Below are 16,540 nucleotides of genomic sequence, written 5' to 3' on the forward strand. Positions count from 1 at the left end.
CGCGTCCGGCATGGCGGACATCGACGGCCGGAGCTTATTCTTTTCCGAACTTCCCCGCCCACCTTGCGAACCCGGAGCGAATGCGAGACGCCGTTTTTGCGATGCCGCGCCTGAGCGCCTGTCCCGCGCGCGAGAACCCGCGTTCCAGGGCAGCTTCGGTGAGGAATTCAGGCGGGTGCGCATAGAAGATCCGATAGGCGATCAGCAGGATCAGGAAGGTGATCCCCCAGGAAATCAGCGTATCGGAGAGGAAATGCCCGCCGAAGGCGACGCGGTTCAGCGAAAGGGCGGCGGCTAGCACTAGAACGGCAGCGGCGACGGGCGCCCGCCAGGGTTTCGGCGCGAGAAACGCCAGCGACAGGAGCCAGATGCTGGAAGATGCCTCGCCGGACACGAACGAGCAGTTCGCGTCGCAATAGTCCGTCACATGCCAGACGGGAACGTAAGGCATGTCGCCGCCGAAAATATCGACATTGCGCGGGCGCGGCCTGCCCCAGTTGTCCTTCAGAATCGCGTTGACGACGATGCCGGGCGCGAGGATGAGCGTTGAAAGAAGAAAAAGCGGCGCGCGCAAGGGGGCGACGGACTTGCGGTCCGGGAAGGCGAGCTTCAGGAGAAGGACCGCGACGCTGGCGACCGCAACCAGCTTGACGAGGAACAGACCCAGGCGGCGCAAATCGTTCAGGAAGGGAGACCGGGTGGCCCAAAAGCCGGCGTTGCCGTCGTAGAATATCGCCGAAACCGCACGGTCCACGCCCGGAAAGACGAGGAAAAAGGCGGAGACGAGCACGATATAGACAAGCGTTGCGAACACGGGATGGCGCGCCGCGATCCCGACCGTCTTCTTCCATGGGCCTTTGGCGGAGGTGTGCTGCATTTCGTGCCGTGGAATCCTGCTTTTACCCAAATTGCCTTCAAAGCTTCACTAACCCAATTGACGTAACCGTCCAATGGCCGATTTGACGCCCTTGCCGACGGATCGATCAACGAGAGTGCCCATGACGAAGCCCGCAATCTCCTTCTGGTTCGAATTCGCGTCGACCTACAGCTACCTGAGCGCAATGCGCATCGAGACGCTTGCACGCGAGCGAGGCGTCGATATCGACTGGCGGCCATTCCTGCTCGGTCCGATATTCGCGGAGCTTGGCTGGTCGACATCGCCTTTCAACCTGCAGCCCGCCAAGGGCGCCTATATGTGGCGCGACATGGAACGCCAGTGCGAGCGCTTCTCCCTGCCGTTCACGCACCCCGTGCCGTTCCCCCAAAACGGCATTAAGGCGGCGCGCATCGCCTGGTGCCTGCGGAAAAGCGAATGGATCGGCAGCTTCGTGCGGGCCGTCTATGCGGCGGAGTTCGGACAGGGGCAGGATATTTCGGATGCCGCGTTCCTCGCTTGCGTTCTCGTCGACATAGGCGCGCCGGCGAAGAACGTCATGCAACGTATCGAAACGGGTGAGGTGAAGGACGCCCTGCGAGCGGAGGTGGAGGAGGCGAAGCGTCTCGGCATATTCGGCGCGCCGAGTTTCGTCACGCCCGACGGCGAACTTTTCTGGGGTAACGACCGGCTGGACGAAGCTCTGGACTGGGCGCTTCGCCACCCAGGATAAATTCGTGGCCCTTGAAGAGGCGAAAGAGTAGATTCCACCCGCAATTCAGACCGGGTCCAACCATGAATTTCGTGCCTGATACACCTGTCCTGTTCGCTTTCTCGATAGCCTGCATCGTGCTGGCGGTAACGCCTGGTCCGGACATGACGCTTTTCGTGAGCCGCGCGCTGTCGCAAGGACGAAGCGCAGGCTTCATGTCCATGGCGGGCGCACTCACAGGCAGCGTCGTGCATACGATGATGGTCGCTTTCGGCCTTTCCGCGCTGATCGCCGCATCTGCTTCGGCCTTCTTCGCGGTCAAGATCGTCGGCGCGCTCTACCTCGTCTGGCTTGCCGTCGATACGATCCGGCACGGCTCGGCGCTGACCGTTTCTCGGGAGAAGACGGAACGAAAATCCATGTCGCGCGTTTTCATGACAGGCCTGCTCGTCAATCTGCTCAACCCGAAGATCGCGCTCTTCTTCCTGACCTTCCTGCCGCAGTTCGTCGAGGCGAGCGACCCGGATGCGGCCGGCAAGCTGATATTTCTCGGCCTGTTTTTCGTGGCTCTCTCGATCCCGATTTGCGCGGCGATGGTGGTTGGCGCGGATGCGTTTTCGAGCACCCTGCGACGCTCGCCGAAGGTCATGCGCGTGTTCGACTGGCTGTTCGCCACCGTGATCGGCGGATTCGCCGTCAAGCTCGTTCTGGCAAGCCGAAGCTGACCTGGCTGTCGGGCGCCCTGGCGTCAACGCTGCCTTAAGGCAACAGGGCGTAAAAAACGTAAAACCGCTGCTTTACCTTACTGGCGAGGGATTCGATTCGCCCCAGATTTACAATAAGGTGAGTGAATCTGCGGGTGATTCTACCCGAATGCGAGCCGGCTCGGGGGCAAACGTGCGGGCGGCCAACATGCGGGCAGGCGGATCCAATTCGACCGGGCAACCAAGGACCGAAGATGTCTTCGATCAGGAAATTTTCCGTTTCAGCGATTGCGTGCGCGGCCGCCGCGGGCGCGATGCTGGTTTCTTCGGCGCCGGCGGAGGCGCAAGGCTTTCTGGACCGTCTGTTCAACCCGAAACATTACGACAACGGACAGCGCCGCGCCCAGGAACCGGTGCGCCGCGAAATCCCGAAAGTGCGCGTCAGCGGCCCGCGCTACTACACCTATGAACCCGACAGGCTCAAAACGGCCGATCTTGCAAGTCTCGGCCATGAGCTCGACGCATATGCGCAAGCGCTGGAAACGCGCCTGGAGGACGAGGCGCGGCTGAAAGACAGGCGCATCCCGCATAAAGGCACGGCTGATGCGCCGGTGATCAGGGCATCGCTGGAAGTGCGGAGTCCGGCTGGAAATTTCATCGCGGACCCGGCGTTCCTCGATGCACGCGGCGTATTGAAGCGGACGCAGGTGAGGGCGCTGCCCGAGGTGATCGAGGCGATCGAGGCCTATTATGCGACGCATCCGGCGTTCGTCTGGATCATGAACGGCATGATCACCGAAAAGGCGGTTTCCGCCGTCAATACGATGAGCGAGGCGGCGCAGGTCGGCCTCGATCCGGCCGACTATCGCGTGGCATTCCCTTCCCTTGACGGCGTTGTGGACAAGGCCGCGCGGCAGGCCGAACTCATGCGCTTCGAGATGGAGCTTTCGGCGGCCGCGCTCACCTATTCGCTCGATGCCGCGCGCGGGCGCATCGATCCCAACCGCATCTCTGGCTATCACGACCTGCCGCGCAAGGAGGTGGACCTCAAGCTCGTGATGGGCAGCATCGCGGCGACGGATGACGTCTACGCCTATCTGCAGGGGCGCAGCCCGTCGAACCCGCAGTTCGTGCGGTTGATACGGGCGCTGGCGAAACTGAAGGAGGCCGATGAGGGCGAGCGGGTGGAAATCGCCGAGGACACCTTCCTGCGGCCCGGCGGAAAGAGCATCGAACTCAAGAACGTTATCGCCGCGATTGGCCTGAAAGGGTCCGACGATCTCAAGACGGCGCATGCCGATACGCTTGGCGCCTATGACGGGGGAGAGGACTATACTCCCGAACTCGTGGCGGTCCTCAAGGATTTCCAGGCGGAAAACGGCCTGACCGCCGATGGCATCATCGGCAAGAACACGATCCGCGCGCTCGAAGGGATTTCGAACGCGGACAAGATCGAGAAGGTGAAGCTCGCGATGGAGCGGCTGCGCTGGTTGCCGCGCGATTTCGGGCCGCGCTACGTTTTCATCAATCAGCCCGCGTTTACGGCGACCTATATGAGCGAGGAGCGAGACCCGCTTTCCATGCGCGTCGTCGTCGGCCAGAAATCGAACCAGACGTATTTCTTCTCCGACAAGATCGAAACGGTGGAATACAACCCCTATTGGGGCGTGCCCTACTCCATCATCGTCAACGAGATGCTGCCGAAGCTCGCGCAGGACCCTTCCTACCTCGACAGGATCGGCTATGAGGTTTCGACCGTCTCGGGCCGTCAGGTCTCCTCGGCCTCCGTCGACTGGTATGCGGTTGCCCAGAAGCGGCAACCGATCAACGTGCGCCAGCGTCCGGGCAGCGACAATGCGCTGGGCGAACTGAAGATCCTCTTCCCCAACAAGCACGCGATCTACATGCACGACACGCCGGCCAAGCGGCTTTTCAAGAAGGATGCCCGCGCCTTCAGCCACGGCTGCGTACGCCTCGAAGACCCGCGCGCCATGGCCGCCGCCGTGCTTGGCAAGCCGCTCGACTATATCGGCTCGCGCATCGCCCAGGGCCGGAACGACAGCGATCCGGTCACGCGTGACATCCCCGTCCACGTCGCCTATTTCACCGCCTGGCCGGAGCCCGACGGCAGCATGGGTTATTACGCGGACGTCTATGAGCGCGACGAGTATCTGAAGAAGGCGATCGAGGCGACGCAAGCCGCGCGAAGCTGAATGAGCACGGCCGAAATGCGCTCTCAGCCGCCGGGCTTGACGCCCGAATAGACCGTCTCGAGCGTCCTGTGGAGTGCCGCGGGATCCACGGGCTTTTCGATCACGGCACTGAAGCCGCGGGCGGAAAGCGCATTGCGGTCCGCATTGGAGGCCGCGGTAACGGCGATCGCGGGCAGGGATCTGCCCCCCTCCTCATCGCGCAGCGCCTCAAGGGTCTGAAAACCGTCCATTCCCGGCATGGTGAGATCGATTAGCGCAACGTCGAAACGCTGATCGTCTCGCGCGGCCTCGAAGCGGGCGAGCGCTTCCTCGCCGCTTGCGGCAATCGCGACATCGACGCCGAAAGCCTTGAGCACGGTGGCGAGAAGGCGCCGATGCGTCTCATTATCGTCGACGACAAGCACGCGCCTGGGCAGGACGCCGCCTTCCGGCACCGGCATTTCCCGCTGTTGCGAGCCGCCCGGGCTTGAACCTTCTTTTTCCCTGTAGATCGGGAACGTGAGTTGGAAACGACTGCCCGAGGCCGAAGTACTTGCGAGTTCGAGGCGCCCGCCGGCGCCAGCCGCAAGATGGCGGGCATTCCAGAGGCCAAGACCCATCCCGCTCTGCCTGCCTGCGGCGTCTTCGCCCCGGCGGTAGGGTTTGAAGAGACCGCTGCGGTCATCCTCCGAAATCCCGCCGCCGCTGTCCTCAACGTCCAATATCAGGACGGGGGACTGCGTGTCCGCCACCGCCTTCGCTTCGAGGACGACCGATCCGGCATCCGTATATTTGACCGCATTGTCGGCAAGAACGGAGGCGATCCGGCGTAGCGCGGCGGTATCGGCGACCTGGTAGCCGGCCAGCGCGCCGTCTATCCGCAAGTGAAAATCCAGGCCCTTTTCCCTTGCCGCTGCACCGAACAGCCTGCCGACCCCGCTCAGAAGCGCGTGGACGTTCGGCGTTCCGGCGTCGGCCCGCTCAAGGGCATTGGCCCGCGCGCTATCGAGAAGGTTCGTCGTCATCGCAAGCAGGGCGTCGATCGCTTCCAGAACGGTGCCGAGCGCCTGGGACTGCGTATCGCTCATCGGCTCGCGCATGGCGATTTCGGTCGCCGTGCGCATGGCCGAAAGCGGCGTACGCAGGTCGTGAACGAGGGCGGCCTGCCGGTCGCGGTCGTCTTCGTGCGGGCGTATGTCCGTCGGTTTCTTGTCGCTCACCGGCCCCGCCTGCGTTCCGGAGCGCTTTCCCGGGCCGGGAAGACCGCTCCAGATACAATATGCTCAGCGCCTGGATTCGTGCGGCGCCTGCACGGTCAATCTAGCTATCGGTGAGGCGGGCGCCAGAATCAAGCTCCGCGTACCGTTCCGGCGCGGCAATCACTTGCGCAACACCTGGCGACATGCCATTCAACGCCAATGATCACACAAATTCTGATGGTTGTGCTGCCGGTCTTCGCACTGATCGGGATCGGCTACGGCTCCGCGCGGATCGGGCTTCTGGATGCCAGGATCGGCGACGCGCTCGGCCAATTCGTCTTCGTGATCGCGATCCCCGTCCTGATCTTCAAGACGCTGGCGACCAGCTCGCTCGGCGGCGTATCGCCCTGGGGCTTCTGGTTCGCCTATTTCACCGGCGTCGCCGTGGTCTGGACGCTTGGCACGCTGATCATCCGAAAACTCTATGGCCGTGAGGCGCGCGCCGGCGTGATCGCCGGCATCAGCGCGGCCTTCGCCAACACGGTCATGGTCGGCATTCCGCTGATCACCGCCGTTTTCGGCGAACCGGGACTGGTGCCGCTCTTCGTGCTGATCTCCATTCATCTGCCGCTCCTGACGATCGTCTGCGCGATCGTGATGGAGCGCGCGGCGGTCGTCGACGGGACGGAGAAGGGCCGCCCGATCGGGGAAATCCTCAAGACGGTGCTGAACAACCTGATCACCAACCCGATCGTCGTCGGCATTCTCGCCGGCGCCTTCTGGCAGATCGTCGGCCTGCCGGTCGACGGGCTTTTCAAGGTGATCCTCGACCAGATCGGCGGTGCGGCGCTGCCCGTGGCGCTCTTTTCGCTCGGCATGAGCATGGTGCGCTACGGCATACGCGGAAACGTGGGGCCGGCGATCATTCTAAGTACGCTGAAGGCCTTCGTGATGCCGGCGGTCGTCTATGTCATGGCGCGCTACGCCGTCGGCCTTCCGCCGCTCTGGGTGTCCGTTGCCACGCTCACCGCCTGCTGTCCGACGGGCATCAACGCCTTTCTTTTCGCAAGCCGCTACGGAACGGGGCATGCGATGTCGGCAAACTCCATCACCTTCACAACGGCGGGGGCCGTCGTCACGACAGGTCTGTGGATGGCCTTCCTCGGCCTTTGAGCGACAACTACCGAAGTGCGATCATCGCGCGAATGTCCGCGGGCGTGTGGCCGGCGGCGCGAAGCTCGCGCAGGGACGTGTCGCGCGAGGATTTGGAAAGCTTGCGCCCATCCGGCCCGAGGATGAGCCGGTGATGGTGGTAGACCGGTTCGGGCAGATCCAAGAGTGCCTGCAGGAGCCGATGGACGGCGGTGGCGAAGAAAAGATCCTGCCCCCGCATGACGTGGGTGACGCCCTGCAGAGCATCGTCGACCACGACGGAAAGGTGATAGCTCGTGGGCGTGTCCTTTCGCGCGAGCACCACATCGCCCCAACTTGCGGGATCCGCGACCAACAGCCCGTGCTCGCCGTTTGGTCCGCTACCCGCTTCACGCCATGTCAGGGGCTTGCCGATCCGCGCGAGCGCCTTTTCCATGTCGAGCCGCAGGGCGAAAGGCGCATTGGATGACTTGCGTCGTTTAATCTCCTCCGCGCTTAGCACGGCTTCGTCTCCGGGATAAATCGGCGCTCCGTCGGGGTCGCGCGGGTAGTCCCTGGCGCCCGCCTCATGGGCGGCGACATGTGCCTTGATCTCGCTTCGTGTGAGATAGCCGCGATAGATGAGCCCCATTTCGTCGAGCCGGGCGAGGGCCGCGCGATAATCGTTGAAATCGTCGGACTGGCGGCGGACGGGCTCCTCCCACGAAAGTCCGAGCCAGGCAAGATCCTCCAGCATTTCGCGGGTGAGTTCCGGCGTGCAGCGGATGATGTCGATATCCTCTATCCGCAGCAGGAAACGCCCGCCGGCCTCCCGCGCCGCTTCGTAGTTGAGCAGGCCCGAAAGCGCATGGCCGAGGTGCAGATGCCCGTTCGGGGAGGGCGCGAAGCGGTAAACAGGGCGAGAGGAAGTGGGCATGGGGCTTGAAGCGCGGTGAGGGATGGTGAAGGTTCTTTCTTCCGTCAATCTTCTATCAATGCTGCGAATGAACGGAAAGGACGCCCTTTGAAGCCGATCGATTCGCTTGACGTCATTCTGGAGGGGATCGAGCATCTGAAGCGGGCCGATCCGCGTCTTCTGCCTGTCGTGGAAATGGCGGGCGAAGTGCCGCTCAGGAGGCGCGCGCCGGATTTCGCCGGGCTGGTGAATATCGTCGTCTCCCAGCAGGTCTCGGTTGCAAGCGGGAATGCGATTTATTCGCGCGTGGAGGAACTCGTCAGCCCGTTCGAAGCGGTGACGCTTGCCGGCATCACTGACGAGGAGCTGGGAAAGGCCGGCCTCTCGCGGCCCAAGATACGCACAATGCGGGCGATAGCGGGCGCCATAAATGGCGGCCTCGACCTCGCGGCGCTCGCGTCATGTCCGCCAGAGGAAGCGCATGCCAGGCTTTGCGAGATCAAGGGCGTGGGCCGCTGGACGGCCGATATCTACCTGCTTTTTTGCGCGGGCCATCCGGACATCTTCCCGAGCGGCGATGTCGCGCTTCAAAACGCGGTGCGGGATGCCTTCGGCCTGGAAGATCGCCCGACGCCCGACGCGCTTGACGAGATCGCCGTGCTGTGGGCGCCCTGGCGCGGCGTCGCCGCCCGCCTGTTCTGGGCTTATTATCGGACGCTACGTCAAGGTCGGGAAACCCTGCCCGTATAATCATGCATAATGGTTCCAGGACAACCCGGAGCCTTGCGTATGACGGAAAACTGGCTGGAATCGCTTCTCACCGAAGTCCGCTTCTATTTTACGCGGTTGAACGAGCGGCTCTGGGTCAGGCCGTTGACGTATTGCCTTTCGGCGGTCGCCTGCGTGCTGCTTGCCCGTTTCGCCGATCTCAAGGGCGCGGATTGGCCGACGCCTTCCGTCGAACCGGAAATGGTCGAAAAGCTCCTGACCATCCTGTCCACCTCCATGCTGGCGGTGGCGACCTTCGCCGTTTCCTCCATGGTCGCCGCCTATGCCTCGGCAAGCACTTCGGCCACGCCGCGCGCCTTCTCCGTGGTCGTGGCGGATGACGTATCCAAGACGGCGCTTTCAAGCTTCATCGGCGCATTCATCTTCTCTGTCGTCGGCGTGATCGCCGTGAAGACGGGTTACTTCGGGCGTTCCGGTCTGTTCGTGCTTTTCCTCATGACGCTCAGCCTGTTCGCCTGGGTGGTGCTTACCTTCATTCGCTGGGTGGACAGGATCGCGCGCCTTGGCCGCATGGGTCACACGATCCGGAAGGTCGAGGGAGCGACAAGTGCCGCGCTCAACTTCTGGGGCGACAATCCGAACCTTGGCGGCGTGCCGGCACAAGATCGTGCCTACCCCGGCGAGCCCGTGACGATCGGGCGGATCGGCTTTGTCCAGATGGTCGACATGCCCGCCCTGCAGGAATTCGCGGAAACGCATGACGCCACAATCACCGTCGCAAGCCTGCCTGGAACCTTCATGACGCGAGAGCGCCCGGCTGCTTTCGTCCGCTTCAACAAGGAGATGGAAGAAACGCCCGGCACGGATGAAATCGGAGAAGCGTTCATCACCGGGGATGAACGAACCTTTACGGCCGATCCGCGTTTCGGGTTCGTGGTGCTTTCGGAGATTTCGAGCCGTGCGATGTCGCCGGCTGTGAACGACCCCGGAACGGCAATCGAGGTGATCGGCAGTATCACGCGCCTTTTGAGCGACTGGGCCGGACGCAGGCGCGAGGAAAGGCCGAAACCGCAGTTCGACAGGGTGTTTGCGCCAAATGTTTCGGTGTCCGCGCTCTTCGACGATGCCTTCATGGCGATTTCGCGCGACGGTGCGGGCTTCATCGAAGTGGGCCTCAAGCTCCAGCGCGCATTTGCGGCACTCGATGCGACGGACGACGAAGCCGTGCGGCGCGAAGTGCGCCTGCACGCAGCGGAGGCTGCCAAACGAGCGGAAAAGGCTCTTGCCTACGAGAGCGACCGGGTACGCCTGAAGGCAGCCATGATGGCCGGCCCTTCGCCCGATCAATAAGGCTGTTTCGGGCCCCGGTCGTCCGACAGAGACTCCTGCGAGCGCTTGACGAGGTCCTCGATCGCATCGGCCAGATGCACATCCGATATCGCCATATCGCCGCGCGCCACGCGGATGCGATGGGCCTCCAGAAGGACCTGGGCGTGCGTGAAGCCCACCGGCGGCTCGAACTTGTAGGAGGCAAGTTCGAGAAGATGGCCGAGCGGATCGCGGAAATAGATCGAATCCATGAAGCCCCGGTCCTTGTGGCCGGAATTCGGGATGCCGCGCTCCTCAAGCCGCCTTTCCACCTGGGTGAAGGTGGCGCGCGATACGGAAAAGGCGATGTGGTGTACCGTGCCCGGCGCATTCGGATTGGGTGAGGAGTCCTTCTTGCGCGCTTCGTCGGTGAAGATCGTAATGAGGCGTCCGTCGCCCGGATCGAAATAGAGGTGGTTTACGTCGTGATCGTCGAGGTTCGGCTGCTCGAAGACGAAGGGCATGCCGAGCACGCCCTCCCAGAAGTCGATCGATGTTTGCCGGTCCGCCCCGTTCAGCGTGATGTGGTGCACGCCTTGTGTCTGGATCTTCTGCATGGTCATGCCCTTGCCGCATTTCAATCGGGAGCCATGTTAGGACGGGTTCGGATCGGGGTCGAGTGTCGGTTCAAAGGACGCTACAAAGGTGGTTTCCGGTTTCTGGCTTACTTCGATAACCGGGCCGAAATGGAGACCACATGCTGGACGGACCGCGCTTATCTCCGCTCTCCGGCGAGCCTGCGAAACGGCTCGTCGTCATCCTGCATGGCTACGGCGCGGACGGCGCCGACCTGATCGAACTGGGCCGCGCCTGGGCCGAAGCGCTTCCCGACGCGGCGTTCGTCGCGCCGAATGCGCCCGATGTCTGCGATATCTGGGCGGCGGGACGGCAGTGGTTTCCGTTGACCATGCGCGATCCGTCCGAATACTGGCGCGGCGTGGTGGCGGCGAGGCCCGTTCTCGACGAATTCATCGATGCCGAGCTTGCCCGCCACGGCCTGAGCGAGGCCGAGACCGCGCTCGTCGGCTTCTCCCAGGGCGCGATGATGGCCCTTCACGCCGGGCTTCGTCGCAAGAAGTGCCTGGCCGGGATCGCAGCCTATTCGGGGTTGCTGGCGGGGCCTGAGTTCGTGGCGGAAGAGGCCGCCAGCCGGCCGCCGATCCTGCTGGTGCACGGCGAGAAGGACGATGTCGTTCCTCCCTTTCACCGTGGCAATGCGCAGGCGGCGCTTGAAGATGCCGGTTTCGAGGTCGCAAGCCACGGCATCGAAGGGCTGGGCCACGGCATCGATCCGACGGGCACGCAACTGGGCGCGGCCTTCCTGCGGCGGGTGCTTGCCTGAGCGCTATGAGCCTCCGGAATTGAGATCGAACTCGGCAACGACCGGGGCATGGTAGGAGCCGACCGTGCTTTCGCTGTCCGCTTCATCCTCAAGCCGCGCGTTGAGCACGCGGACCGTGCCGGCGGTTTCCGCAAGCCTGGGGCTTGCGAGAATATGATCGAGCATCCGCCCGCGCCCGTGATGGAGCACGCTGTGGCGCAGGCGCTTGTCGATATCGCGGTCCAGGAGGCGCATGTGGCGATGCCGAAGCGCCGGATTTCCGGTTTCCTCCGGATCGGCCGCGATGATCCTGAGCGCCGGCTCGACCCCGCCTGCGTTGAAGTCTCCGGCGGCAAAGATCAGCGGGTCGTCCTCGGCATCGAAAACCGCATCTATCGCAAGCCGGAGTTCCAGGGCCTGGGCGATACGCTTCATCGAGGCGAGGAACAGGCCCTCCGCCCAGGCGGGGGCGGTGTTCCAGGCATGGGCGCTTGCCTTGCCGCCGGGAATCGGTGCTGCGATGGGCGCGCGCATGTGAACGCTGAAGAGATGCAGCTTCCGCCCGTCCGGCAGGCGTGCCGCCGTTTGCAGGATCGGCCGGTCGAAGGAAAACGGTTCGCGCCCGGGCAAAGCGGGGGTGGCCTGGACGGGGCGCCAGAGCGGGGGGTCGACCCTTTGCCACCAGAGCGATTGCGCGGCTTCCAGAGGATGGCGCGAGACTATTACGATGCTGTGCCGGTCCGCCGGGCCCTTGCCGTCGGCGCGCAGGCTCCAGACCCTGTGGAAGGTCTCGTAGCGCGTGCCCTTCAGCAGTGCGTCGAGCGCGGTGAAGGCGCGAATGTCCTGCCCGTCCACATGCTGGGCGTTCACTTCCTGAAGGCAGAGGATGTCGGCCTCAAGCGCCTCCAGCTGCGGACGAAGGGCCGCGATGCGTGGGGCAAGCTCTTCCGGTTCCAGCTTTTCGGAGCCGAAGGATTCCAGGTTGAAAGTGGCTGCCCGCATCTTGCCCCGCACGCCCGCGAACCGATAAATCAAACGTAGCTTAAAGCCATGATAGCAAATCGGAAGCATTCGGCATGCCTGATCCCTGCCCCTGCGGCTCGAAACGCGATTACGACGCCTGCTGCGGGCGCTTTCATTCAGGCGAAGGCGTGCCCGAAACGGCGGAAGAGCTGATGCGCTCGCGATATTCTGCCTATGTGCGCCGGGAGATGGACTATCTGGAAGAAACGCTGTGGCCCGCGAAGCGGCGGCATTTCGACAAGCAGGCGGCCGAGCGCTGGGCAACCGAGAGCGCATGGGTGGGGCTTTCGGTCCTGAAATCGGAGGCCGGGGGTAAGGACGACGCAAGGGGTACGGTGCTTTTCATCGCCCGCTTTTTTGCCGGCGGCGACATGCACGAACACCGAGAACTCAGCCTTTTCCGAAAGAAAAGCGGGCGCTGGTACTACGTCGAGGGCCTGCCGGAAAGCTGACTGAGACAGGACGGTGTGTTCAATCGATCGGGAAGGGACGCTGTTCCTCTATCGCTTCCATGGCGAAATAGGATGTAACGGAATCAAGTTCCACGCCCGAGATCAGGCGCCGGTAGACCGCGTCGTAGCCTGCCATATCCTCCGCCACGACCTTCAGCAGATAGTCGTAGTCGCCGCCGATCCGGTAGAAGTCGATCACTTCCGGGATCGATGACACGTGCCGGCGGAATTCCGTCAGCCACTCGATGGAGTGGTGGCGCGTCCTCACCATGACGAAGACGACGAGACCGAGACCGAGCTTGTCCCGGTCAAGGCGCGTGGTCTGGCCGAGGATGATGCCGTCGCGCTTCAGCGCTTGGATGCGGTTCCAGCAGGCGTTGGCGGAAAGGTTCACCTTCTCGGCGATTTCGCGCTGCGTGAGCGATCCGTCCCGCTGCAGCAGGCGCAGGATCGCCTTGTTGAATTGATCGAACAAATCCATATTCCGTCGAATAGATTCACATGTTTCAGCGTAATTGATCTAAAAATGTAAAATCAATCCCACGCTGTTTCGCATAGCCTGATCCTGGCAATTCGATGACAGGACGGTCGAAAATGGATCTGGCAGGCTTTCGCTCTTCACTTGATGCAGATGACGTCGTCGCAAGGCTGCGACGCGGCCTTATCGGCGAAGGCGTGCCCGTGCCCGGCCCCTTCGGCGAACATCCCCTCGTATATGCGGATTATACGGCGTCGGGCCGCGCTCTTCGGCCGGTGGAGGATTTCATCGCCGAACATGTGCTGCCATATTATGCCAACAGCCATACGGAAGCCTCCTTCTGCGGCGCGAGGATGACGGCGCTGAGAGACGAGGCGCGCAGCATTATCGCCAAGGCCGTCAATGCCGGACCGGGCGAAACGGTGATCTTCACCGGTGCAGGTGCGACGAGTGCGGTCAACCGCCTGGTCTCTTTGCTGGCGTTCGACGGCTCACGGGCGATCCGCCCGCTGGTACTGATCGGGCCCTACGAGCACCATTCGAATATCCTGCCATGGCGGGAATCCCGTGCCGAGGTCGTCGAAATTCCGGAAGCGGACGGCGGCGGCCCCGATCTGGTCGAGCTGGAACTCATGCTCGTGCGCCAACCGGCCGAGCGCCTCGTGATCGGCGCGTTTTCGGCTGCTTCCAACGTGACGGGCATCAAGGCCGACGTGGACGCCGTCACCGCGCTCCTGAAGCGCTATGGCGCCCTTGCCGTCTGGGACTACGCAGGCGGCGGGCCGTATCTGCCGATCGACATGAACCCCGGTGAGGGGCTTGAAAAGGATGCGGTATTTCTTTCGCCGCACAAGTTTCCGGGTGGACCGGGCGCCTCCGGAGTGCTGATCGTACGAAACACCGCAGTCAGCCGGTCGCGCCCGACATGGCCGGGCGGCGGCACCGTCTCGTTCGTTTCGCCATGGGGGCATGACTACGCAGGCTCGCTTGCTGCGCGCGAGGAAGCGGGCACACCCAATGTCATCGGCGATATCCGCGCCGCGCTCGCCTTCATTGTGAAGGATGCCGTCGGCGAGGATTTCATCGCCCGGCGTGACAGCGAACTGGCCGAACGCGCGTTCGCCGCGTGGAAAGGCCACCCTTGCATCGAGATACTGGCCTCGGACCGGCGCGACCGTCTGCCGATCTTTTCGCTCCGTCTGTTTGAGGAAAACGGCCAGCCGATCCATCAGCAGCTTGCGACGCGCATGCTGAGCGACCTGTTCGGCATCCAGGCGCGTGGCGGCTGCGCCTGCGCGGGGCCCTACGCTCATCGCCTGCTCGGCATCGGCCGCGAGGCGTCGGATGTGATGCGGGAGGCCATCCTTTCAGGTCGCGAGATCGAGAAGCCGGGCTGGTGCCGGCTTAATTTCGGCTATCTGATCGACGATGAAACCGTCGATTTCATTCTGCGCTCTGTCACCGAATTGACCAGAGTGGCAGGAGAATACTGGCCGTATTATCGCTGTGACGAGGCCACTGCCCGCTTTCGGCACGAGAACGAAGCCGAGGCGATTGCCTAGTCGTTCGCGGGCTTCTTCCGGCGGGGTTTGGCCTTGAATTTCCTGGCGGAAGGTTTTCCGGATGTTCTCTCCTGCCCGGCTGGCTTGCGACCCTTCGGCTTCCCGTGTCCGGCGCGGCCACGGGAAGGTGTGTGCTCGCCCTCGTCGGAAAGGGTGATCTTCACGTTCTTCTCGCCCGTGCCGTTCACGACGATGGTCTGCCAGAACCGGTCTGCCGCCTCGGGCGATATCTCCACACGCGTATCCGCCTCGTTGATGCGGATCGTGCCTACGTCTCGCTTGGTAACGTGTCCGGCACGGCAGATCATCGGCAACAGCCAGCGCGGATCGGCGCGGTGCTTGCGGCCGAGCGATACACGAAACCACACGCCGCCCTCGAAATTGGGCTGGCGCTGTGCGCCATCCCCCTTGGATCCCTGTCCAGCGGCCCTGTCCGGCCGGTCCTTGCCGCGCCGGCGCTCGCCTTCCTCCCGCCTGGCGGGAACGGCCTCGATAAGATCCTCCGGCGTCGGGTAGCGCGCTTGAAGAAGACGCAGGTAGGCGCTGGCGATTTTCTCCGCGCCATGCTTTTCCAAAAGCTCGGCGGCGAGAGAGGCGTCCTCTTCGCCGGTTTCTCCGATCAGCGAAGGATCGTCCAGGATACGAGCCCTGTCGCGGACGCGAATATCGTCCGCCGTCGGGGTCTGTGTCCAGTTCACTTCCACGCCTGCGCCGCCAAACAGCCGCTCCGCGCCGCGCCGCCGGGTATAGGGCACGATGACCGCGCTGACGCCCTTGCGGCCCGCACGCCCGGTTCGTCCGCTCCTGTGAAGGAGTGCCGCGCGCCCTGTCGGCAAATCGGCGTGGATCACCAGATCGAGGTTCGGCAGGTCCAGACCCCGGGCGGCGACATCGGTCGCGACGCAAACGCGGGCCCGCCGGTCGCGCATCGCCTGAAGGGCATGGGTACGCTCGCTCTGGCTCAGTTCTCCCGACAGCGAGACGACGGAAAAACCGCGATTGGCGAGCCGCGCGGAAAGATGCTTCACCGCCTCGCGCGTTGCGCAGAAAATGATGGTGCTTTCCGCTTCATGGAAGCGCAGCACGTTGACGATGGCGTTTTCGCGATCCACCGGCGCGACCGGATAGGCCCGATAGTCGATATCGCCATGCGGAGCTTGCTCCTCGATCGTCGACAGCCTCAGCGCATCCTTCTGGAAACGCTTGGCGAGCTGCACGATCGGGCGCGGGACGGTCGCGGAAAACAGCAGTGTCCTGCGGTTGTCGGGCGCTGCGTCGAGAATGAATTCGAGGTCTTCGCGAAATCCGAGGTCGAGCATCTCGTCGGCCTCGTCCAGGACGACGACGCGAAGGGCGGAAAGATCCAGATAGCCGCGCTCGACATGATCGCGCAGGCGCCCGGGTGTGCCGACGACGATATGCGCGCCTTGCGCCAACGCGCGCCGCTCCTTGCGCATGTCCATGCCGCCAACGCAGGTGGATATCCTGGCGCCCGTCCCGGCGTAAAGCCATTCGAACTCGCGCGCGACCTGAAGTGCCAGTTCGCGGGTCGGCGCAATCGCCAGGGCCAGCGGCTCCCCGGCGCCGGAAAAGCTTTCTTCCCGCCCGAGCAGGGTAGGAGCGATCGCAAGCCCGAAGGCCACCGTCTTGCCCGAGCCGGTTTGCGCGGAGACGAGCAGATCGGCGTCCGGCGTCTCTATCTCGAGGACCGCGGCCTGGATGGACGTAAGTTCGGTATAACCGCGCTTTTCAAGCGCTCTTGCGAGCGCCGGGTGAGCACCTTCGATGAGGGGCATCGTCTTTCGCTTTCAGGAAACGTTATGCGTGCAAGGTTTGCATCGGCGCAGATGATATTCGAGTGGCTCATCGCTCCAATGTG

At 63.4% G+C, this 16,540-nt stretch carries 16 protein-coding genes; 9 read left to right on the plus strand and 7 right to left on the minus strand.

Annotated elements, in window-relative coordinates; translation table 11 throughout:
* Positions 1-34 precede the first annotated feature (34 nt).
* Positions 35-877, minus strand: coding sequence for a phosphatase PAP2 family protein (locus tag GR183_RS09120; RefSeq protein WP_160775290.1), 843 nt, complete (start codon positions 875-877; stop codon positions 35-37).
* 121 nt (positions 878-998) lie between these two features.
* On the opposite strand from GR183_RS09120, the gene GR183_RS09125 reads away from it, so the two are divergent.
* The 3 genes from GR183_RS09125 to GR183_RS09135 all read left to right on the plus strand — a co-directional run bounded on the left by GR183_RS09125 (position 999) and on the right by GR183_RS09135 (position 4,503).
* Positions 999-1,607, plus strand: a complete 609-nt coding sequence (locus GR183_RS09125; protein ID WP_160775291.1) for a 2-hydroxychromene-2-carboxylate isomerase — start codon at positions 999-1,001, stop codon at positions 1,605-1,607.
* A 62-nt stretch (positions 1,608-1,669) separates the two neighbouring features.
* Entirely contained in the window at positions 1,670-2,311 is a 642-nt protein-coding gene (locus GR183_RS09130) for a LysE family translocator (protein WP_160775292.1), read from the plus strand.
* A gap of 293 nt (positions 2,312-2,604) precedes the next feature.
* Positions 2,605-4,503 (plus strand): L,D-transpeptidase family protein, encoded by a 1,899-nt coding sequence (locus GR183_RS09135; RefSeq protein WP_244313657.1) that lies wholly within the window; start codon positions 2,605-2,607, stop codon positions 4,501-4,503.
* A gap of 23 nt (positions 4,504-4,526) precedes the next feature.
* Here GR183_RS09135 and GR183_RS09140 read toward each other — a convergent pair whose 3' ends face one another.
* Entirely contained in the window at positions 4,527-5,702 is a 1,176-nt protein-coding gene (locus GR183_RS09140) for a response regulator (RefSeq protein ID WP_160775294.1), read from the minus strand.
* Between the two features lie 216 nt (positions 5,703-5,918).
* Between GR183_RS09140 and GR183_RS09145 the strand changes: the two genes are divergently transcribed.
* Positions 5,919-6,854 carry an AEC family transporter gene (locus GR183_RS09145; protein ID WP_208999798.1) on the plus strand — a complete coding sequence of 312 codons (936 nt, stop codon included), beginning with the start codon at positions 5,919-5,921 and terminating at the stop codon, positions 6,852-6,854.
* A 7-nt stretch (positions 6,855-6,861) separates the two neighbouring features.
* On the opposite strand, the gene gluQRS is transcribed toward GR183_RS09145, so the two are convergent.
* The gene (gluQRS, locus tag GR183_RS09150) at positions 6,862-7,749 is read right to left on the minus strand and encodes a tRNA glutamyl-Q(34) synthetase GluQRS (RefSeq protein ID WP_160775296.1); all 888 of its coding nucleotides are present in this window, start codon (positions 7,747-7,749) and stop codon (positions 6,862-6,864) included.
* A gap of 87 nt (positions 7,750-7,836) precedes the next feature.
* Here gluQRS and GR183_RS09155 point away from each other — a divergent pair, with 87 nt between their 5' ends.
* Positions 7,837-8,478, plus strand: a complete 642-nt coding sequence (locus GR183_RS09155) for a DNA-3-methyladenine glycosylase family protein (RefSeq protein WP_160775297.1) — start codon at positions 7,837-7,839, stop codon at positions 8,476-8,478.
* Between the two features lie 39 nt (positions 8,479-8,517).
* Positions 8,518-9,807, plus strand: a complete 1,290-nt coding sequence (locus tag GR183_RS09160; protein WP_160775298.1) for a DUF2254 domain-containing protein — start codon at positions 8,518-8,520, stop codon at positions 9,805-9,807.
* Here the strand turns inward: GR183_RS09160 and GR183_RS09165 are convergent.
* Complete coding sequence (locus tag GR183_RS09165) at positions 9,801-10,382, minus strand: VOC family protein (RefSeq protein WP_160775790.1); 582 nt, start codon at positions 10,380-10,382, stop codon at positions 9,801-9,803. The two genes, GR183_RS09160 and GR183_RS09165, sit on opposite strands and share 7 nt — an antisense overlap.
* 140 nt (positions 10,383-10,522) lie before the next feature.
* Between GR183_RS09165 and GR183_RS09170 the strand changes: the two genes are divergently transcribed.
* Positions 10,523-11,167 (plus strand): alpha/beta hydrolase, encoded by a 645-nt coding sequence (locus GR183_RS09170; protein ID WP_160775299.1) that lies wholly within the window; start codon positions 10,523-10,525, stop codon positions 11,165-11,167.
* A 3-nt stretch (positions 11,168-11,170) separates the two neighbouring features.
* Here GR183_RS09170 and GR183_RS09175 read toward each other — a convergent pair whose 3' ends face one another.
* On the minus strand, positions 11,171-12,148 hold the full coding sequence (locus GR183_RS09175; RefSeq protein ID WP_160775300.1) for an endonuclease/exonuclease/phosphatase family protein: 978 nt from the start codon (positions 12,146-12,148) through the stop codon (positions 11,171-11,173).
* Between the two features lie 74 nt (positions 12,149-12,222).
* On the opposite strand from GR183_RS09175, the gene GR183_RS09180 reads away from it, so the two are divergent.
* A complete protein-coding gene (locus GR183_RS09180) occupies positions 12,223-12,621 on the plus strand; it encodes a YchJ family protein (RefSeq protein ID WP_160775301.1) in 399 nt (132 codons plus the stop codon).
* A gap of 19 nt (positions 12,622-12,640) precedes the next feature.
* On the opposite strand, the gene GR183_RS09185 is transcribed toward GR183_RS09180, so the two are convergent.
* Positions 12,641-13,102 carry an Lrp/AsnC family transcriptional regulator gene (locus GR183_RS09185; RefSeq protein ID WP_202395936.1) on the minus strand — a complete coding sequence of 154 codons (462 nt, stop codon included), beginning with the start codon at positions 13,100-13,102 and terminating at the stop codon, positions 12,641-12,643.
* A gap of 113 nt (positions 13,103-13,215) precedes the next feature.
* Here GR183_RS09185 and GR183_RS09190 point away from each other — a divergent pair, with 113 nt between their 5' ends.
* A complete protein-coding gene (locus GR183_RS09190; protein WP_160775302.1) occupies positions 13,216-14,661 on the plus strand; it encodes an aminotransferase class V-fold PLP-dependent enzyme in 1,446 nt (481 codons plus the stop codon).
* Here GR183_RS09190 and GR183_RS09195 read toward each other — a convergent pair.
* The gene (locus GR183_RS09195) at positions 14,658-16,457 is read right to left on the minus strand and encodes a DEAD/DEAH box helicase (RefSeq protein ID WP_160775303.1); all 1,800 of its coding nucleotides are present in this window, start codon (positions 16,455-16,457) and stop codon (positions 14,658-14,660) included. The two genes, GR183_RS09190 and GR183_RS09195, sit on opposite strands and share 4 nt — an antisense overlap.
* Positions 16,458-16,540 lie beyond the last annotated feature (83 nt).

Origin of the sequence: Stappia sediminis, from assembly GCF_009826895.1 — a bacterium.
Classification (GTDB): Bacteria; Pseudomonadota; Alphaproteobacteria; order Rhizobiales; family Stappiaceae; genus Hongsoonwoonella; species Hongsoonwoonella sediminis.